The following is a 19,249-nucleotide window of genomic DNA, read 5'->3' on the forward strand; positions in this document are numbered from 1 at the left end:
ATCTGCATGGCAAGTGCAAAAGGTGGTTCTGGTAAAACTGTCTTAACTTCTACCTTTGCGTCTTTTCTTTGTGCTTTGGGTAAGAAAGTTCTTATGGTTGATACAGATGCCTCAACGAACGGCTTGACTTTGATGTATCTGAAAGAGGTCATGGTCCAAGCAGAGCTGGCCCGTTCGGAGAAAAGGGAACCTAAAGGGAGTTTTGAAATTAGCATTCTCAAAAACTATGCTGAAATTGTTTCTCTTGAGAGTGGAATTGATTTAATTCCGTCAACATTTTCTTTTCAAAATACTGAAGAATGCGAAATCGCTAAATTTCGAGAAGGTTTAAAACAAATTCTTCGTGACCATTCTGGAAATTATGACTTTATCTTTCTTGACGCTCAGGCTGGTTCTGATAGTTTTGCAGGATTCTGTATGAAACGAGGCGTTTCAGATCAGGTCATAATTGTAAGCGAATATGATCCATTGTCAGCAGCGGGTATAGAAAGGTTAAAAGGTATTTTTCGCGATGATCTAACTTATGATAGAACCTGGGTCTTGTTGAATAAAATGCTTCCAGACTTTGTTCAGTCATTCAGCGATTTTTTAGAAGTAGCAAAATATCTTTCCCCAATTCCATGGGATGCGGAAGTCGTGAAATCTTATGCACGACGTAGATTAGCTTTGAATCTCGAGTCTGGAAATGAATTCACTCTGGCAATAATTCAAACTTTACGTTCGTTTATTGGAATAGAAATAGAAGACGAAGTAAATAACTGGTTAAATAGTCGATCTGCACTGTTGCGTGAACCTATCGAAATACAATATGACGATGCTAATCGTGAAATGAAGCTTCTTTTTAAGATTATTAAGTCAGAAGAAAGGAAACAGATCCGTAAAAGATGGTTAACACTTTCTATGTTCTTGTCCGCGGCCTTTTCATTGTTTTTTGTTATTTGGAATGTTACAGATGATGGAATGACTAGAAGTTTTTTCAAGCAAAAGATAAATAATGAACAATTATTACTGGTGCTTCTTGGGATTGTGACAGTATTTATTCCTTTTATTTTGAGGGATTTTATTATTCCAAAAACTTCTATAGAGGATGAAAATACTAAGGATAGATTGCGTAGGTTACAGGATCGTCTGGAAAAACTTGACAGCCTAAGGCGGGCGAATGTTGACGTGCTTATTAAATATAATATAAAAAATTCAATTATAAACTAAGCGAATTACTTAGAGTGGTAAAGTCTTGACGTTTTAATAATAATTTTAATCACGCTAGACGAGTGATTTTTTTATCGTCGTAACCACTCCTTCCGCCAGTAGTTACGTATAACTGCTGGCGTTTTTGTTTTTAAGGCGGCGAGAAATAGGGAGAGAATATTACATGGAATCGATTGAATATGACTCATTTTAAATTTTGTATAAACCTATCATTCTCTTAGAATGAAATCTAGCTATAAGATGAATGTCTTCAAGAATAATTGCTCATATTCTTATTGAAGTTTTAATCCTAGAAGTCCCAAAAGATAAGTGTATAATATTTCCCCTTGCAATTCTGTCTGTTGATTCAGCATAGATTGAAAAGAATCATGGTCGTAATTTAAAAAATAATCTTTCCCGTTTGCAACGGATGGCTTATTATGTTTATTAAAAGGACCTATTTCGACAGATAACCTATAGATCTCTTCAATCTTTTTAATGCATTTCACCAATGATTCTGGAAACTGCTTTTTGTCCATCTTCATATCGACTAAAAAACTAGAATCAACAGCAGATAGGTCTTTTACCAATACACCATGTATCTCCCCAATTAACCTAAGCACCTGATCCAATGAACCTTGCGGAGCAGCGTGCCGCAGTTGCACACTTATTGTTTGATTTCTAACGACTATAAAGCCTTTATTTTCCAAGTATTGCTTTAAGATAATTTGATAATCATTAAGCCCCACTTGATTTGTAGTAAAAATGGTGTCCAACTTCAGTAATTTCATTGTTGAAATAGCGGATGCCAAACTCATTTGAATACTCTGATAAACAACCATCGTATTTTTTGCACACAAATCCAAGAGTTCATTTTTCGAATAAAAATCAGCATAGGTTGCATACATTTGCTGTTTATCCTGTTCGTAAAATTGTAAATAGTGCTGAAGGTAGCTGACAACAACTTGCTTGATATTACTACCCTCACTTTCCAAAGCCTGACGAAAAAATTTTCTGAGCAATATAGAGATTTCTTTTTGACACGCAGAAGCTTTCTCTGAAGGCATGACGTTACTCCTTGAAACGTCAAAATCAATTCCGCCTGGCTTAAAATTAATTTCTCCACCAATGATATATGGGAATTTATAAGGAATAATTGGCAATGGTAAATCTGTAATAATAAAACCACTATTTGATGCTATCAGATTAATGGCATGAGGAGATAGGCCCAACTTTAATTCATAACGGTCATTTGTCTGAACCTCTGTATATAAACATGATTCAATATTCCAACTCTCGTGTTTTTGTACTCTAGAACCATTTTGGTAACATTCCAAATTCGCAATATGGCGACAATAATGCATCGCTTGACTAAATGCAACTTGAGGTATATATCCCTGTTTGAGATAGATTCTCACAATTGTGCCAGTTGTCTGAAGACGATTTTCCAAATTCGACTGAGAATATTCAAATCCTTTAAAGACATTTTTTATCTTAAACGTAACTTGTTCATCCATTTCGTGTTTGGTTGAAATTTGGATTTTATCAGCAACGATAAATGTGCTAATGAATCCAATACCAAACTTAGATATTAAACTGAAATTTCCTGTATTATCATTAAACTCTTGACTAATACTCTTTCCGATTACCGAAAAGTGATTTTTAAGAACTTCTTTAGACATCCCATCTCCCTCGTCAAGCACTTCGATATAATTTTCAGTCGTATTCAGACTAATAATAATTTTAGGGGATAAGTGCGTATGAACTTGCTTTACACGATTGCACGCGTCTACTGAATTTTGGATTAGCTCTCTGATAAAAATATAAGGATTTGGATAAAGGGATTTGCCAATAAGAAGTTTGACAATACGATCCACATCTGCAGTATAGCTGTCCGGTAAATTTTTATCATCATTATTTGATTGCTCTGCGAGTTCGTAATATCGATTTTTTATAGGAAGCTTTCCTGAATGGCAACCATTGGGAAGAGAATCAGTATCTTTGTCAAAACGATATCCATTGAGGATAAACTTTCTAGCTTGAATTTCATAAGTTTGGTGATCAACATCTACGTCAAGTACGATGTACCCAGGCTGAAAAACACTTGAAATTTCCTTTGAATTATTGAAAGCAGAACGTCCGTTGATTGTGAGAAATCCTCCATTAGCTGAATGCACAGATTCTGCACGGTACTTGTGACTGTGCCCGAAAAAAGCAACATGAAAATCTTGGGCTTTAAGTATTGCTTCAATTTCTTCTGCCTCCGCACTATTTATTGCTTCTAGTGGGTGATGAAAAAGTGCAATATTTAGTTTCGTATGCTGAGCTGCAAACCGTTTTTTTGCGTTGAACAGTTGGTTTATTCCAATAAAATGCTGTTCTTTTTTTAGATCCACAGAACACCTCCAAGAATCATTGATCATTACTAATCCAACTTTGTTTTCTCCATCACTAAGTATCGCTACAGATTCATTATTTGAGTAAAAATAATCAGGAGTAGATAAATGAAATTTTTTTTCAAAATTTTTAAATAATTTAATACGCTCATTGTAAGTATTGAATTCATCTTTCATATCATTTAGATAGGTATTAGCCATATCCTTATCGAGTTTTTCAGCTAAATAATATTCCGAATGTTTCTCTACCTTTTGTCGCTCAATGTCATGATTTCCTGGTATCATTAATATTTGCGAATTGGAAATACCTAGCCCTAATGCCAAACGAGAAATCACTTCTTGCTCAAAGATTTGATAGGGGTCAGTTCCTAAAGAATCTCCTCCTTTGTCAACCAAATCTCCGGTAAAAATAATAACATCGATCGGCTTTTTAAGGTGCTCAGCCTTCAAATCAGATAAAAGAGCTTCCATAAAATAATTTTGAAGGTTAGTCAAATTACTGTTGGATAAGTGTATATCAGAAAGTTGGATAATCTTCATATTTAGTTTAATAATTAGTATCCTCAAATGTAAACAATACTATATAGTATAAAAAGGTAAGCTACAGTTTAATTCGATCTCGGACCCCTGAGTTTTAAATGAATATATGTATGTATTTACATTCTTCCCATAAGTCAGATTAAATATTTCAACTTGTATAAATTTAATTTCAATGGAAAATCTCAATAAGTTGGTAAGGGTGGTTCAATAGTCGAATTAGACAGCTACACTATAAAAGCTTAAGGGAATATCTAATCCATAGATAGCCTCGACCTAAATATTAATTGATCTGAGGTTAGAAAGGGCTATAGCTACTTCGAGTTTTCCAAAATCTTAATTATTTAACAACTGCTTCCGCGGTTTCCGCCACTCCCATGGCGCTACCGCATCTGCTTCCTCCCATAATCCTATTTTATTTTTCCTGGCGGTCATTTCCAGTTGCGCATAAAGCGGATCGCTGGAGTACTTTTTAAAATGCCAGGCCATACCCAGTTTAACCATTTCCTGATTAAGCACCTGTTTTTTATCGTTAATCACTACAGCAATCAATCTTTTATAGCGGTCGTATTTTTGGCCCTGCACAGTAACCATTTGTCCGAAACAGAGATCGGAAAGGGCTTGTTTCGCTTTGGTACCAAAAGGCTGGTGGCCACGTTTCTCGGGGCAATCGATATGTGCCAAACGGATTTTAACGGGCTGGTCCTGATACAATACTTCCATGGTATCTCCATCTAAAATGCGGATGACCCTTGCCGTAAAAACAAGATTACTATAATTAATGCCTTTATTTCCAGCTGGCCGGATGAAGCAGGACTGAAGCGTGAGCAACAACAGCAGCAGGCTTACTTTTCCCAGCCGCATAATGTTTTGCCGTCTTTTTTGGCTTTTTCGATATCCACTTTTACAATTTTATAAGTACAGTTACTTAAGCCTTTGCAACTGGAGCTGTTATGGTATCTTTTTGCATTCGGACTGTTGCAGATGTATACGGTTGTACTTTCTTTGCAGGTAATAATGTTAGCAAAGAAGAAGATGAGTAGCGAGAGTGTTTTCATGATGAGGGGATGATTTTAAATGAGTTATGCTATTTTAACTTTAGTGGTGGATTGGTTATGATTTATTACCTCCTGAAATAATTTCTTGTAGTACAGGTGCTAAATTGGCAGGCAGATCAGCCGTTTTTAAATAGTATTTTTTCACTTTCATGGCTTTGAACCAATCTGTCCAATACTGTTTAATTATATCTTCTTCGTATGGGCTTTGCTTTGACGGATTAATGCCTAATACAATAACCTCGAGGTTTTGCAAATTGCCGGTTGCAGGGATAAAACCAAGATTGTTCTTTTTTATGATCGCCCTATAATCAGCGGAGGTGAGCTTTTTTGCCTGGATAAATGCCGGTGTGATGTAAGAACTTTTTCCATTATCTAAAAACTTACTGTCTTGATGGTACATGTAGCCATCGGTTAGGATAATCAAAATATTTCTATGCTGATCTTTAATGCAATAATCCTGAACATTGTTTTTGAAAAATTTCCAGATATCGGAGCCTACATAATGACCATATTTAATAGTATGCTGATAGATTTTTGCAGAGATCTGTGTGTACGAGTTATCCACACTTAAGATGTCTTTTTTACTTGTTTTTGGATTAAAACTGACTTTTAACTGTTGACTCAGCAGATTGATATTCGGAATTTTAGGTATTGGATCGAAGAAAACCTGCATCTGATCGTTCAAAAGCATCATCTTTTTCCCTTTTACATGGTTTACAAAAGCTGTTTCTATCGATTTTATGTAGCCTAAGTCTCTTTGATAAAGATCAGGATTCTTTTTAGGATCTATTCTGTCTGATAAATCGAGTAAAAAGCTGATGTTAAGGTTCTGTTGCGCTGGCTGGGCTTTACCCTCTCTCGCAAAAGCAGCTGTAATTAAGAGCGGCAGTAATATGTTTAGTAATGTTGACTTCATGATGCCTGATGGTTATAAAGTAGTGACATAAACAGAATTTTGCGAATCTTCGCTGGCGCCTACACTTTTAAGGTTTTCGTGATAAGTTTCCATACATTCAGTTTGAAGAACAATTTTTTCGTGTTGGGAAATGCGGAGTTTTTCATTAACGAATGTAATCCAGCCCTGCATGTACTCAGAAGCATATAATACATATTCTTTAGTAGGGATAATTACGGCATCGATGATGTTCTGAAGGGTAGCAATGCGCCCCTGAGCTTCGAGCGAACTTTTCTTGATGCCGCTAAGTTCTTCTATTAATTTTGCTTTTTGAATTTCAATATCGCTTATCCTATCCTGATGGATCTGGATGTCTTTTTTCCTCCGAAACTGTTCGTGTTTTATTTTATCTTTCTCGCGGTGTTCCTTCATGATAAAATCGAATACCACACCCCAGATGAGGTACACCACAAAACCGGCAAAGATGATTCCCCAGAACTGGATTTTGCCAAAGGCAATAGGGATATTAAATTCAGGTGTATTAAACGTTTTGGTTAGCTCGTAAATCTTTTCTTCGATCTGGTAAGCCAAAATGGCATCGAAAACAAAAGTGGTAAGTAACAACAGACCGATTTTAATGTAATTCCCAATGCTTTTAACCTCTCCGAACATGTGTATTAAATAACCCAGTCCTAAAAACACAAAAGGGATAAAGGTTACAAAAGCACCTTCGAGCGAACCATCGTGCCAGGCCTTTTCAAAAGCTTTCGAATCGAGCACATTCATGATGATGGTGCTGGTGGCATCGAAGGGTTTAAAAAAGGCAGAATAAGAGGTAGAAATATAAAAGGTAAATAAATACAGGCTTAAAGGCATGAGGATGATTAAACCGATCCAGAATTTGCTTGAAGCACCTTTTGAAGCACTGATGTGGTATTTTTCGGGATTCCGGGGCAGGTCGTTAATTTCGAATTTCAACTCTTCAATATTATCCTTTACCTCCCTGATATCGGTTTCTACCTTGTTAATCTGCTGTTCCTTACTTTCTTTACTGATGACCAGTGTTTTTATTTCGGTTTCTTTAGTTTTCTGCTCGTTGATATAGGGCTCTTTGGCCAGTTGCTGCTTTTCTACCAATTCCTTTTCTTCATTTTGGAACCTGGCGTAAATGGCGTTCAAACATATCGAAAGTGCCAGCGGACTACCACTGTTTCTCGATCCATCTCTGAAACCCGCTTCGTGGTAAGTTCTTTTTCTTACCTCCTCTGTTTCTTCGGAAGCCGGCTCCTTAATCTCTACATTTTCATCCTGAGGCGGATCGGCTGTTTTTGGGTTAAAAAATTCTTCTATTTGGGCAATCATAACATTAAGTTTTAGTTTGATTTATGATGTGATTAGTGTATTTCTCTTTTTGCCGAAACAATCCGGTCTCTGGAGTATGTTTTTTGAACGGGTAAAATTTCAGTCGCTTTTTCTTCTTGTTTTGCAGGTTCACTTTTCTTATAAAAGGCAAAGATTAAAAACAAGAGCCCGGTGATGATATCAAGTGGGATCCAGATGCTTTTTCTATGCAGGTAAACGGGGAACAGGGGATTAAAAAGGATGAGTATGATAACAAAAACAACTGTTAAAGCGTAGTTTTTTTGTTTTGTCCAAACGTAAATAAGCAGTAAGGCTCCCAGCGAAACTATTGTTCTCAGAAAGGTGTAATATTCGATAGGTAATTTTAGTATAGCTACGAAACAGCAGAGGGCACAGATAACAAGAAAAACTTTCATAATTAGGGAATTGAATGTTTTAACCTCTGAATACAATTGCCTCATTAAGTGCACTTACAATATTCTGAACATATAATCTGTCTTTCGAAACAATACTGTTCACTTCTCCGGCATTTGTACTGATCCTTACTGTAAATTCATTTTTATTGAGGGTCAGGATTAAAATACCTACAGCCAGCACAATAAAACCTAAAATCCGTATGTCATTTGCAAAAAGCATTAGTATTCCCGTAATAATCATCAAAACTGGCGCTGCTTTACTTTTTACGATTTCAAAAATATGGACAGAAGATATGTTCCGCATTGCATAAGTTTTTGAATTGGTAACATACCTCGATTGAGTAACCGTAACATTTACATCTTGATAAAATGTTACTTCATTTTGTAATTGTGTTTCCATGTTTAGTTATAAGAGTGTTTGAGTTTGTTGATCAAAAGTATACAAGCCCAAGCCCTAAACCTTACGGGAACCCGTAACGCAAAAAACTATTTTCATGATACCTGCAATCTAAACAGACATTAAAAAACACTAAATATCAAACAGTTAAACAAAACTTAAATCACAGTGAACAGTAAAAGAAGTATGACTATATTTTCTCAGCAGATTTCTCCACTGCGGTCGAAATGACGACCTATCGAAACCTATAGTTTAAGATTGCTTTCTTGGCTGAAAAAGCCTCCTCAAAATGGCGAATCATCACAAATTATTCCTTCGGCTTCATATAATCTTCCGATTTTTCTTTCTTCCACCAATTGTTATCCAGGCGTTTAACAGAGGTAAATGTTCGGGTAATGCCGGTTTTCATGGTGGCGGTATCGAGGTGCCTGGGCCATACGTGGATAATGGTATCTTTCCCGATGCATAGCCACCAGAATGTTTTTCCATAACGTTTGGTGGTGTAAACTTCGCTGATGGTTCCGTTAATTACTTTGGTGTTAAAACCCGGTTCCATTAACTGATAGGTTAAAATTTTCTGTGCATGGGCGGTTGCTATCGCGGAGGTGATTAACAGCAGTATCATCAGGTTTTTCATAGCGCTAAGGTATTCAGGCTAGAAACGGATTCTTTACGGCTAACCTTAGGGTAATCCTTCAACTTCATCCGATAGCTATCGGATCAGGATGACGAGCGCTTTTTAACCACAGAGATCCACTGAGATAAGATACGGAGATCACAGAGGTATTAAATTATGTGATATAGATTTCTCTGCTCCCGAATTCGGGACAGGTTACGGTCGAAATGACGGTGAGCGGTGAGGGTTTCGCAAGCTTAAATGATCTTATATTTCTTATATGGTTGAAAATGTTAATAGTTATTTAAAAGATTCTTCGACTCCGCTACCAAGGATAGATTTAAATAAAAAGGGGCGTCATTAATAGGCACGAAGCAATCTTAATGCGCACGCTGGTAGCGACCGTTGTAAGATTGCTTCGTCGGCTGAAAAAGCCTTCTCGCAATGACGACCCTTCTAAGCATATTAATTTAAAAAAAGCCACTGTCATCTCTATCGATTTTTATACAATAAATTATCCCTCAGGATGACAAATCGCGGAGCGTTTGCGTATTTAAAATGAGAGGTCGCCCTGTCCTGCTCCCAAAACAGGCCAAAAAGCAACCCCTGCATTTTGTGAGCGTGGAGCGTTTAATTAATAATTCGCTATGGTTTGATGGAGCTGATCCCTGTAGTTATAAAGCTCATCAAGGCTAAACAACTGTTTTTTCTCGCCCGCATCCTTTCCGTTCTGAAAAGTTTCGAGGTATTTATTGGCGGTATTAAAATGGAACCTGCAGATTGGTTTGCGGTTATTGTCATCCAGCAATACACCAAAGTAAGATTGCGTATCGCGGGCTGCAATACGTGCCGAAGGAATCTTTTCGCGCAAAATGGCTTTTACAATCTGGAAAGCTTCCAACTCTTCCTCTGTGGTTACAATTTTTGAAGCCTCAGGATCTTCGACAACAGGAATTACTTTACCCTCTTCCTTTTTCTCGATTTTCTCGTTGATATTCAGGGCGGATTTCAAACGGTCGCTGATCGATTCGTTAATGGAAATGGCCAGGGCTTTTTTGGCGTATTCTTTAAAAGCAATCATCCGGTTTGCCGTGAGTGGTTTGTCGAAAAACCGGTTCACCAATAATTTCACCATTTCGTCGGAGGGGTTGTCGATCTCTTTTTCAAATTCCTTCCTGATAGCTTTGATGTATTTTAAACCTTCGGCCGAATCGAGGATCGTTTCTAAATTATATTCGTTTTTGGTAAAACTTTCGAGGATCTTAATGGCATTATCTTTCAGGTCTTCAATATCGATGGTGAGGAAAGGTTTCTCGTCCATAATATTTGGCTTTTCCAGATCGGCGTAAAAGTTATAAACCGTACCGTTGGTTAATACACCAAACCTGGCTTTTGAAACGTGGTAATAGCGATGCAACTGCGAATTATGGGCGTCGGCACTTTCTTTCCAGTGTTTACATTCAAAAATGAGGATGGGCTCATTGTTTTTACGGATCACGTAATCTACTTTCTCGCCTTTTTTGGTGCCGATATCGCAGATGTGTTCGGGTATTACTTCTGTTGGATTAAAAATATCATAACCAAGGATTTGGATAAAGGGCATTACAAATGCATTTTTGGTGGCTTCCTCAGTATTGATCTGATCTTTTAACCCGACCACACGCTGATGCAGCTGTTCTAACTTTAATTTAAGATCCATAACTTTTTGCATTAAATGGTTTCGTCTTCTACTGATGCATTAGGCGAGTTCTCTTTAACCGATTCAATGCCGTTATCACGCGTTTCGGCAGTGCTGTACATTTGACTGGTACCGATAATTTCGCCATTTGCGGCTTTTAAATTGAAATAGAATGAATCATTTTTGGCGGCTTTTCTATCGTACCTGGTATCGGTTGGGGCATTGGTTTTTACAGATTCGATGCCTTTATGGCAAGATGCTTTTGCAGTGTACCCCTCACTGGTAAGGATAACCCTGCCGTTTGATGCCTCAAGGTTAAACTGGTATTCGCCGTTTGTTCTTTTAGTAATGATAAATTTTCCCATAGTTAAGTTTTTTTAGCTGCTCAAAATTATGAGGGGAATGTGGTGGATCCTTACGGGAAACCGTAGTGAGGTGGGTTAACTGGTTAATTGTTGAAATTGGTTAACTGATCCAAACACTAGCCCTATTTATCACAGATCCTTAGACTCCGCTTAGGATGACAAGCGCTTTTTTTAACCACAGAGAACCATGGAGAAGGGCACGGAGAGCACAGCGCTTGTTAAATGGCTAAGATTCACTTTCCATCTCAAAAGATCCTTCGATTATGCTACCATTGGCAAAATCCATTAGCACGTCCGTCATTCCCGCGCAGGCGGGAATCTTAATGCAACCTACAAACCCTACCAAGGCATTACGATTCCCAATCGAGTTGGGAATGACGATCTCTCGCAACCTACCATTCGCAAAAAAAAATGTCATTTATATTGATTTTTATAAAATAAATTATCCCTCAGGATGACAAGCGCTTTTTTTAACCACAGAGAACCATGGAGAAGGGTACGGAGAGCACAGCGCATGTTAAATGGCTAAGATTCACTTTCCATCTCAAAAGATCCTTCAAATATGCTACCATTGGCAAAATCCATTAGCACGGCCGTCATTCCCGCGCAGGCGGGAATCTTAAAGCGCTTGCATTACGATTCCCAATCGAGTTGGGAATGACGATCTCTCGCAACCTACCATTCGCAAAAAAAAATGTCATTTATATTGATTTTTATAAAATAAATTATCCCTCAGGATGACAAGCCCTTTTTTTTAACCACAGAGAACCATGGAGAAGGCACGGAGAGCACAGCACTTGTTAAATGGCTAAGATTCACTTTCCATCTCAAAAGATCCTTCGATTATGCTACCATTGGCAGACTTCAATAGCGCGGTCGTCATTCTTCGCGCATGCGGGAATCTTAATGCAACCTACAAACCCTACCAAGGCATTACGATTCCCAATCGAGTTGGGAATGACGATCTCTCGCAACCTACCATTCGCAAAAAAAATGTCATTTATATTGATTTTTATAAAATAAATTATCCCTCAGGATGACAAGCCCTTTTTTTTAACCACAGAGAACCATGGAGAAGGACACGGAGAGCACAGCGCTTGTTAATTGGCTAAGATTCACTTTCCATCTCAAAAGATCCTTCAACTATGCTACCATTGACAGAATCCATTAGCACGCCCGTCATCCGATAGCTATCGTTGTAAGATTGCTTCGTCGGCTGAAAAAGCCTTCTCGCAATGACGAATTTGGCGGCTTATCATTGCGCTAGGATTTGTCTGTCATCAATATCGATTTTTATGCAATAAATTATCCCTCAGGATGACAAGCGCGCGGAATTAACTGAAATCAATTGACTCCAGACTATGGACTGAAGACTTAGGACTCATCAAATTATCCCTACATCTTTACAGTAAGCGATCAGTTGTTCGTTTTTGGAGAAACCGAGTACCTCTTTCATCAAATTCAAACGCTTTTCAACGCTGCTGAGCCCAGAGGGTTTAATATTGTTTTCCTGCAGGTAATAAGGAATGTTTTTCTGGGGTGTTCCATCAACCAATTGAGAAATGATGGCGATATCCAGGTCTGTAAAATCGTGCGAATTATTTTCTTTTCTGGCCAGTTTTAAATCAGGCGAAAGGTATTTTTTATCGTTATAGATGGCGTTTATGGCCAGTTTTAAGTATTGGGCATCGTGACGGGCTTTTCGCACATAACCATCAATATGCAATTCTTTAAATAACATATCGATTACAGCAGATTTATTTTCGACAGAAAATACAAGGATTTTTAAACTGGGTTGTACTTTTTTCGCAGCTTGTATAAGTTCAACACCACCCGCAATTCTTTGTTTATTATGGTCTTCTACAAAGGATAGATCAGTAACTAACAAGTCATAAGGCTGTTCTGCTCTGATGGAATTTTTTATCCAGGTAAGTGCATCATCACAATAATAAACGTATTCGGGTTTTTCTATACTCAGATCAGCTAAGGTTGTTTGTAGCGAAATATTCTGCGTTTCTTGATCTTCGGCAATAAGTATTCTTTTAAACATATATCATACAATTAGGAAACCGGAAAAGAGATTTGGATTTTAAGCCCCTTTTCAACTCTGGTATCAAAGGTAATTGTACCACCAATTGCATCAATACGGGTTCCCGTATTTGTGAGTCCATTATTAGGCTGCACTTCACCCGAAATGCCTATACCGTTATCGGTATAATAGATATTTATTTTTCGTTGGGCCTGTTCAAATTTGATCACCACATCACTTGCCTGGCTATGTTTGCCCATATTTACCATCAGTTCCTGAAGGATATGTTCTATTTCCTCCCGCGCCTGTTCGGATACTTTTTTCCATAACAGAGCTGAATTTCCGACAAGTATTACCCTTGTATTTTCGGAAGCGAAGGATTTTAACAGCTCAGATATTTTTTCGTTAAAAGGTTGGTTTTTCGATTTTGGCTTTTCGTAAGAGAGATCACGCGATTGCTCATAAAGTTCTTCTATTTCGTTAACAATAGGATTGTTTTTTAAGCTTTCCTGATTATCGAGTTTATTCATGATCCTGTACAATCCGTTGGCAACTACATCGTGTACTTTTTGAGAGGTTTTGAGTTTATTTTCACGGATGGAGTTTTGAGCTTCAAGTTCTAATCTTTGTTTTCTTTTTTTATACCAAAGGGTACCAGCGATAGTGAGTAAAAGAATACCAATGATGAGTATGATGATCTGATACCTTTTGCCTTCATTGTCTTTTTGCAGCACAAGATTATCGGCTTTGCTTTTTTCTGTGTCGTAACGAATAAGTGCAAATTGGTTTTTAGCCGCGCTGCGGGCGGTTTGCAAACTATCGTCAATTTTTTGGTACTTTTGAAAATACTGTTTAGTTGCCGCAGCCGGACTAAGTTTGATTAATTTCTGGAGTGCTTCGAGCCGATCGTCAGGACTATTAAGTTTTGTTGCAATTAAATACATCTTTTGCGCATAATTAAATGCTGAATCAGGTTTTTTCTTTTCGTAATAATCAGCAAGATGTGCATAGCTGGCATTTTGCCCCCACTCATCCTTTTCTGAATAGCGAATCTGCAATGCTTTTGATAAATCTGCTATCGCATTATAATTTGGATTTTGAAGCCATTTAGCTTTTGCCGCATTAGAAAGTACTCTTGCGTATTCTTTCTTGTCCCGGATTTTTCTCAGAACTTCACTGTAAATATCGATTGCGTTTGAATAGGCTCCACTTTTTTGATATGCTAATGCTTTATTATTGAGGAATCGTAATCTATATGCCTCGTTTCTACAAAACTTTAGTGCCAAATTGTAATAATTTATGGCATCGGTATATTTCTTGAAATATGTACTATTTAATCCCAGTTCATTATAATTAGAAGCAATACAGGCAAGGTCAGTTTGTTTTTGTTCATTTAAAAACCTTAATGATAATGTTAAGCTTTCCTGCCCTCCAAAATAATCTCCGGCATCTGATTGTATCACTGCCATGTAATTATAAGCCATGGCCACTTGTAAGCTATCTTGAGCAGTAGTAGTTACTTTGTTGAAGTAATAAAATGCAGAGTCATTATTTTTAAAAAAAAATGATTCTGCTCTCTCAAAATTTTGGTTTTTAACAAGTGCTTGGGTGCTGCTTTTTTTCTTACAAGCAAATACAACCAAAATAAAAAATAAGAGAATGTATGTTTTTTTCAAGAGCGAGAGTAATTATTTATTCAAATATAAAAAAACAGGATAGTTTTTGCTTAGATATTTCGGGATAGTTTTATAAACAAAAAAGTAAGGCAACATTTGCTGCCTTACTTGTTAATAATCGAGATAGTTTATAATATCAGATGATTGCCAACTATGGATTTTTTGGCGGAACATGTGAGCCCTCACCACCTGTATCATCACCACCAGGGTCGTTACCCGGGTCATTACCTGGATCGCCAGGGGTATTACTGTTAGTGGTTACCGTTGTACCGTCATTGTGGGTACAGTTGCTACTTGTATTCGATGGGCTTACAAAGCCTAATAATATGGCAATAAAAAGTGGAATAAACATGATTCAAAAATTTAAAAAGTGATGTACACGTAGTTCCCCACGCCCCATGCGTGGGGGTTGCTACAAACTGTAAATCAGAAGGCCTTCTGAAATTTTTGGGAAGTGGTGAGTGTCTGTCGCGGGAGCTAATAACTGCTTCCCAAACCGGCTAATAACGACCGCGATTTCTACTCTTTTATTAATCAGTTTTTTATTTTAGCTTTGATAATGAATCGCCGCCTGTGCTGATCAACGATACAAATATGGGGGCTTCAAATCGCTAGTTATCAAAAGATTCCGTTCGTTCCTGTCATTCCGTTAGAATTCCGGTTAACCGTAAAAATTCCGGAAATTCCGTCTTATTTTTACGACTAAATTTTTGAAAAATGCCCGAAGAGTATAGAAAAGTTGTATTTGATGCCTATCAAAAGAAAAAGAGAGAAGGCAGTCTTTCGTCAAATTTATTGGATCCAACTCCTGGAAATGTACGCGAAGAATGTTTAATTATTTATCGAGAAAGAGAACGTGATCCTAAAGATGACGAGATATTCAAACAATTTTTCAAAGGAGTAGATAAGGATAAAGGGTATCTTACTGTTCTTGAGAATTCTTTAGCAGAAAAATTTAAACAAATGCCAAAAATTTTAAAAGGAGGTGTACCGAAGTATGGGCTGAGGTATGCTGAACTTTTGGCATGGTTAATAGATTTCCAGCCTAGACCAAGTACATCTTATTATACAAGTTTTTATAAAGACAAGCCATCAGATATAGAAGAAGTTATCGATACAACTGATGTTAAAATAGGTGAAACACTTACTACGATAACAGGTGGAAACGGTGACGGTACTCAGAATCCTGAAAATGAAAAAATAAATAAAGACGAAGGAGAAAATAAACAAGACGACATAGTTGAAGAAGTAAAGGATTCCATTGTTGAAACAACTGATATGGGTGTTACCGGTCAACTTATTGATATAAAAGAAAAGGAAAAAGAAGATACTAAAGTCGATTTTCCTGAACCAGAATATGTCCGTCTCTTCTCAACCCGCTACATCACCATTTCCTGTGTCATTTTGCTATTGATTGGAACCACTTCTTTTGTGGCCTGGGAAACTAGTATCGCTTCAGTTCGAATGCCAAAAGAAGATGAGAAATGTATGTATTGGAATGAGGATCATTACGAGCCGGTAAAATGTAATGCACAAATAAATGGGGTTACTATAATTCCCTTAGATCTAAAAAAATTACAGCATCAAAGAAAAATTAATTTACCCGATACCCTCACCACCTATTCGTTAGGCAAAGTATGGTATAAAGGTTTTGTAAAAGACCATGAGTTTTTTACCGATAGCGGTGCCTATCCTCAAGATATACAAAGGGTATTAAAACCACTTACTAACACGATTTTAACCAAGTACACTTCCAATTACAGGTATATGCTTACCCGTTTAGTATGGTTTTTATGTGCAGCTCTTTTTGTAAGTCTTTGCGGTATCGGAGCCAGTAAGACCAAAAAGAAAATTAAAGTTGGCAATCAGAATGAAACAAGCAATAGTCATATTCAGGATTTACTAAAACAAATAGCCCAATAATAACTTAGTTACTATTGGGCTATAAAGGTCTGTTTTAAAGGTTAAGAATAGTTTTATTTTCCCCAGTTTACCTGGATATTGTGCTCCTGGGCATATATCTTGCCTTTTTCCATTAACGCATTAAAATGTTGTTCGAAACGAGCTCCGTATTTTTCATCGATATTCTTAATGATTTCATCTTTAGCTGTTTGGCTGCCTTTACTATCGCACAATTTAGCGTAAGCCAGGTATTCGTTTTTATAAACAGGGATAACGAGCTCATATAATTGCTGGGAGAGGGCTTTAATTTCTTTTTCTTCTTCTCCTGAAGCCGAAAGTTTTTTCACTTTTTCGAGCGATTGTTCGAGGTATAATATTTTGTTATTGAGGCTAACCGCAGCTTCGTCGCCTTTCTTTTTACTGGATGGAATATCCTGGTATTCTTTGGTTTCATCGTTAATATGACGGGCCAGATCGACGCTGGCAAAATCGTTGATCATATTGGTGTTCAGGATGGCAATGTCGAAGAAACGTTCAGGGGTTTCGGAACAGGCGGAGAAAAAAAGAGTTAGGAGAATTAAAATAGCGAATCTTGATTTTTGGGATAGTGCTTGTAATTTGTTCATGATCTAAATGGGTTTTCCTTATTAAATTTAAGCTTCGGTAGGAGCAAAGATTGAGCCGTTTTTAAGTTGGGAGCAGGGAGATGGGAGTCTGGAGTGGATTAACCGATTGATCAATTCAGAGTCGGAAGTCTGGAGTTGGTTTACAAAAGATGTTTTTAACATTAAGAGGTTAAGCACATTAAGATAACCAACTAGCCTGGTGTTCTCTGTGGTCTCTGTGGTAAAAAAAAGCAAGGAGTCCGAAAGTCCGAAGACCGGGGTCCGAAGTTAATAGCGCAAAAATAGCCACCAGCTTTGTGTTCTCCGTGCTTTTTCTCTGTGGTCTCTGTGGTAAAAAAATGCAAAGAGTCCGAAAGTCGGAAGACCGGGGTCCGAAGTTAATAGCGCAAAAATAGCCACCTGCTTTGTGTTCTCTGTGGTCTCTGTGGAAAAAAAAGCAAGGAGTCCGAAAGTCAGAAGACCGGGGGTCCGAAGTTAATAGCGCAAAAATAGCCACCAGCTTTGTGTTCTCCGTGCTTTTTCTCTGTGGTCTCTGTGGTAAAAAAATGCAAAGAGCCGAAAATCGGAAGACCGGGGTCCGAAGTTAATAGCGCAAAAATAGCCACCAGCTTTGTGTTCTCTGTGCTTTTTCTCTGTGGTCTCTGTGGTAAAAAAATGCAAGGAGTCCGAAAGTCAGAAGACCGGGGTTAGAAGTTAATGGCGCAAAAATAGCCACCAGCTTTGTGTTCTCCGCACCCAGGCGCTGCGAAATTGCGATTAAATGAGCTAATATCAGATAGCTATCCGGCAACTATCTTTACTGCGAGAATGTGTTTACAGATGCCTCTTTTGCCCTGATAAGCTGTAAACCACTCACAGGTACAGCGATAGCCCTGCTGATTAATAACCACTTTATGCTCTACACCTGTTCCCTTAACCTGGGCTTCGATATAATCGTTTTCTTTTTTTAGGATCTGAACCTGCTGTTCATCAATCAGTTTTTTGGCATTTTTAAGTCGGGGGTTTAAACTTAAAATCCTTTTGGTTTTAAAAGGAAGCTGACGGTAAAAGTGGCTTCTGCCTACAACATCGTAACCAAGCAAACCAATAGATGATAAACTTGAAGTAAGCTGGTCCATTGTACCAAAATCGATATCGTGCTCTATGGAGAGTAAGGTAGGATCGAAATTTTCGTTTGCTTTAAGTAAACTATTCAGTCCATATACCCACTCAACCGGTAAGCTTTCCGTCATCTGTTCAAGTGCCTTACCTTCACCCGAAAATCCGCGGTATGCATCAGGAGAGAAAGCCATCAGCAATTGCATTTTAACAAATTCGTATACAAAAGCCACTGTTTGCTTATCGGCCGATTCGTAAATGTAAACCTTATCGGCAATGGCCAAAACCCCATCCAATAAACGCAGACGGTGTAAACCGCCTATACGCACAGCATCAGCAGTTGCCAGAGTTGAAAACATAAATTTACCAGCTCTTTTGGAAATGAAAAAATCGCCTTTAACCGTTCCTTTCGGCATATTTTGGAAAAGCTGTATGGTTTGTATCTTATTTAGCTCAAACTTTAGCTCCATATCGGCAAGGTAAAGCTGTACACTGGTTAAACCTTTAATCCAACGGGTTGGCAGCGTTACCTTTTTTTCTACTACTTTGCTTTTTGTGGTAATTACCTGTACTTCCTGCTGACCAACGGCCAGGGTTACTTTTTCGTTTTTCTGAATACTGTTCAGGGCATTTAACATCGGATCGTTAAAATCGACGTTAGTAGTACCATTTGCAATAAATTCACCCTCGATGGATTCGGGTTTCATATCGAGTCTAACGTATACGCCATTGCATGAGGAAAAACCTTCGAACCTGATGCGTTCGGTACCAGCGGTAACTATGGGATCGCGAAGGCTTGGAGGGATTGGTCCAAAGCTTGATCTTACCACTTTAGCAATGGTGCTCCAGCACTTAGCTGTAATATAAGGATCGGTTAAATTGCCCCAAAAAAAGCAGGGGATACTGTTTACAGATTCTATTTCAGTTTGATGGGCCAAAACCAGATTATTTATCCCTTTTGTTTTGGTAAAAGTAGAAAGCCCATTATAATTGTATTGCAGATCGGTCAT

17 protein-coding genes are annotated in these 19,249 nt (G+C 37.8%); 2 read left to right on the forward strand and 15 right to left on the reverse strand.

Annotated elements, in window-relative coordinates; all coding sequences use genetic code 11:
• Positions 1-6: 6 nt before the first annotated feature.
• Complete coding sequence (locus tag U859_RS0104350) at positions 7-1,209, forward strand: ParA family protein (RefSeq protein ID WP_162799855.1); 1,203 nt, start codon at positions 7-9, stop codon at positions 1,207-1,209.
• Positions 1,210-1,481: 272 nt separating this feature from the next.
• On the opposite strand, the gene U859_RS0104355 is transcribed toward U859_RS0104350, so the two are convergent.
• From U859_RS0104355 to U859_RS0104420, 13 genes are all read right to left on the reverse strand, one after another.
• Positions 1,482-4,124, reverse strand: coding sequence for a metallophosphoesterase (locus tag U859_RS0104355; RefSeq protein ID WP_025142204.1), 2,643 nt, complete (start codon positions 4,122-4,124; stop codon positions 1,482-1,484).
• 333 nt (positions 4,125-4,457) lie between these two features.
• Positions 4,458-4,985 carry a thermonuclease family protein gene (locus U859_RS0104360; RefSeq protein WP_025142205.1) on the reverse strand — a complete coding sequence of 176 codons (528 nt, stop codon included), beginning with the start codon at positions 4,983-4,985 and terminating at the stop codon, positions 4,458-4,460.
• Positions 4,967-5,179 carry a hypothetical protein gene (locus tag U859_RS0104365; RefSeq protein ID WP_025142206.1) on the reverse strand — a complete coding sequence of 71 codons (213 nt, stop codon included), beginning with the start codon at positions 5,177-5,179 and terminating at the stop codon, positions 4,967-4,969. Before U859_RS0104365 ends, U859_RS0104360 begins: the two co-directional genes overlap by 19 nt.
• A gap of 55 nt (positions 5,180-5,234) precedes the next feature.
• A complete protein-coding gene (locus tag U859_RS0104370; protein WP_025142207.1) occupies positions 5,235-6,095 on the reverse strand; it encodes a hypothetical protein in 861 nt (286 codons plus the stop codon).
• A gap of 12 nt (positions 6,096-6,107) precedes the next feature.
• A complete protein-coding gene (locus U859_RS0104375; protein WP_025142208.1) occupies positions 6,108-7,436 on the reverse strand; it encodes a hypothetical protein in 1,329 nt (442 codons plus the stop codon).
• A 32-nt stretch (positions 7,437-7,468) separates the two neighbouring features.
• On the reverse strand, positions 7,469-7,852 hold the full coding sequence (locus U859_RS0104380; protein WP_025142209.1) for a DUF6804 family protein: 384 nt from the start codon (positions 7,850-7,852) through the stop codon (positions 7,469-7,471).
• A gap of 19 nt (positions 7,853-7,871) precedes the next feature.
• Entirely contained in the window at positions 7,872-8,252 is a 381-nt protein-coding gene (locus U859_RS0104385; protein ID WP_025142210.1) for a DUF6232 family protein, read from the reverse strand.
• A gap of 304 nt (positions 8,253-8,556) precedes the next feature.
• Positions 8,557-8,874 (reverse strand): hypothetical protein, encoded by a 318-nt coding sequence (locus tag U859_RS0104390; RefSeq protein ID WP_162799856.1) that lies wholly within the window; start codon positions 8,872-8,874, stop codon positions 8,557-8,559.
• Positions 8,875-9,499: 625 nt separating this feature from the next.
• The gene (locus tag U859_RS0104395) at positions 9,500-10,564 is read right to left on the reverse strand and encodes a type I restriction endonuclease (protein ID WP_025142212.1); all 1,065 of its coding nucleotides are present in this window, start codon (positions 10,562-10,564) and stop codon (positions 9,500-9,502) included.
• A gap of 11 nt (positions 10,565-10,575) precedes the next feature.
• The gene (locus U859_RS0104400) at positions 10,576-10,908 is read right to left on the reverse strand and encodes a YegP family protein (RefSeq protein ID WP_025142213.1); all 333 of its coding nucleotides are present in this window, start codon (positions 10,906-10,908) and stop codon (positions 10,576-10,578) included.
• 1,384 nt (positions 10,909-12,292) lie between these two features.
• Complete coding sequence (locus tag U859_RS0104410; RefSeq protein ID WP_025142215.1) at positions 12,293-12,958, reverse strand: response regulator transcription factor; 666 nt, start codon at positions 12,956-12,958, stop codon at positions 12,293-12,295.
• Between the two features lie 11 nt (positions 12,959-12,969).
• Positions 12,970-14,421: a tetratricopeptide repeat-containing sensor histidine kinase gene (locus tag U859_RS0104415; RefSeq protein ID WP_240183006.1), complete on the reverse strand. Its 1,452-nt coding sequence runs from the start codon at positions 14,419-14,421 to the stop codon at positions 12,970-12,972.
• A gap of 343 nt (positions 14,422-14,764) precedes the next feature.
• The gene (locus U859_RS0104420; RefSeq protein ID WP_025142217.1) at positions 14,765-14,965 is read right to left on the reverse strand and encodes a hypothetical protein; all 201 of its coding nucleotides are present in this window, start codon (positions 14,963-14,965) and stop codon (positions 14,765-14,767) included.
• A 365-nt stretch (positions 14,966-15,330) separates the two neighbouring features.
• On the opposite strand from U859_RS0104420, the gene U859_RS0104425 reads away from it, so the two are divergent.
• The gene (locus tag U859_RS0104425; RefSeq protein WP_025142218.1) at positions 15,331-16,536 is read left to right on the forward strand and encodes a hypothetical protein; all 1,206 of its coding nucleotides are present in this window, start codon (positions 15,331-15,333) and stop codon (positions 16,534-16,536) included.
• A gap of 53 nt (positions 16,537-16,589) precedes the next feature.
• Here the strand turns inward: U859_RS0104425 and U859_RS0104430 are convergent, their stop codons facing one another.
• Positions 16,590-17,141, reverse strand: coding sequence for a hypothetical protein (locus tag U859_RS0104430; protein ID WP_025142219.1), 552 nt, complete (start codon positions 17,139-17,141; stop codon positions 16,590-16,592).
• A 779-nt stretch (positions 17,142-17,920) separates the two neighbouring features.
• The gene (locus tag U859_RS0104435; protein WP_025142220.1) at positions 17,921-19,249 is read right to left on the reverse strand and encodes an SWIM zinc finger family protein; all 1,329 of its coding nucleotides are present in this window, start codon (positions 19,247-19,249) and stop codon (positions 17,921-17,923) included.

Source organism: Pedobacter jeongneungensis, assembly GCF_000633455.1.
Lineage (GTDB): Bacteria > Bacteroidota > Bacteroidia > Sphingobacteriales > Sphingobacteriaceae > Pedobacter > Pedobacter jeongneungensis_A.

Bases quoted from the DNA above. Each gene is read 5' to 3' on its own strand.
- U859_RS0104375 (WP_025142208.1), bottom strand. From the start codon at position 7,436: ATGATTGCCCAAATAGAAGAATTTTTTAACCCAAAAACAGCCGATCCG.
- U859_RS0104410 (WP_025142215.1), bottom strand. From the start codon at position 12,958: ATGTTTAAAAGAATACTTATTGCCGAAGATCAAGAAACGCAGAATATT.
- U859_RS0104355 (WP_025142204.1), bottom strand. From the start codon at position 4,124: ATGAAGATTATCCAACTTTCTGATATACACTTATCCAACAGTAATTTG.
- U859_RS0104395 (WP_025142212.1), bottom strand. From the start codon at position 10,564: ATGGATCTTAAATTAAAGTTAGAACAGCTGCATCAGCGTGTGGTCGGG.
- U859_RS0104425 (WP_025142218.1), top strand. From the start codon at position 15,331: ATGCCCGAAGAGTATAGAAAAGTTGTATTTGATGCCTATCAAAAGAAA.
- U859_RS0104435 (WP_025142220.1), bottom strand. From the start codon at position 19,249: ATGACCGATCTGCAATACAATTATAATGGGCTTTCTACTTTTACCAAA.
- U859_RS0104385 (WP_025142210.1), bottom strand. From the start codon at position 8,252: ATGGAAACACAATTACAAAATGAAGTAACATTTTATCAAGATGTAAAT.
- U859_RS0104420 (WP_025142217.1), bottom strand. From the start codon at position 14,965: ATGTTTATTCCACTTTTTATTGCCATATTATTAGGCTTTGTAAGCCCA.
- U859_RS0104360 (WP_025142205.1), bottom strand. From the start codon at position 4,985: ATGCGGCTGGGAAAAGTAAGCCTGCTGCTGTTGTTGCTCACGCTTCAG.
- U859_RS0104370 (WP_025142207.1), bottom strand. From the start codon at position 6,095: ATGAAGTCAACATTACTAAACATATTACTGCCGCTCTTAATTACAGCT.
- U859_RS0104350 (WP_162799855.1), top strand. From the start codon at position 7: ATGGCAAGTGCAAAAGGTGGTTCTGGTAAAACTGTCTTAACTTCTACC.
- U859_RS0104365 (WP_025142206.1), bottom strand. From the start codon at position 5,179: ATGAAAACACTCTCGCTACTCATCTTCTTCTTTGCTAACATTATTACC.
- U859_RS0104415 (WP_240183006.1), bottom strand. From the start codon at position 14,421: ATGGCTTATAATTACATGGCAGTGATACAATCAGATGCCGGAGATTAT.
- U859_RS0104380 (WP_025142209.1), bottom strand. From the start codon at position 7,852: ATGAAAGTTTTTCTTGTTATCTGTGCCCTCTGCTGTTTCGTAGCTATA.
- U859_RS0104430 (WP_025142219.1), bottom strand. From the start codon at position 17,141: ATGAACAAATTACAAGCACTATCCCAAAAATCAAGATTCGCTATTTTA.
- U859_RS0104400 (WP_025142213.1), bottom strand. From the start codon at position 10,908: ATGGGAAAATTTATCATTACTAAAAGAACAAACGGCGAATACCAGTTT.
- U859_RS0104390 (WP_162799856.1), bottom strand. From the start codon at position 8,874: ATGATACTGCTGTTAATCACCTCCGCGATAGCAACCGCCCATGCACAG.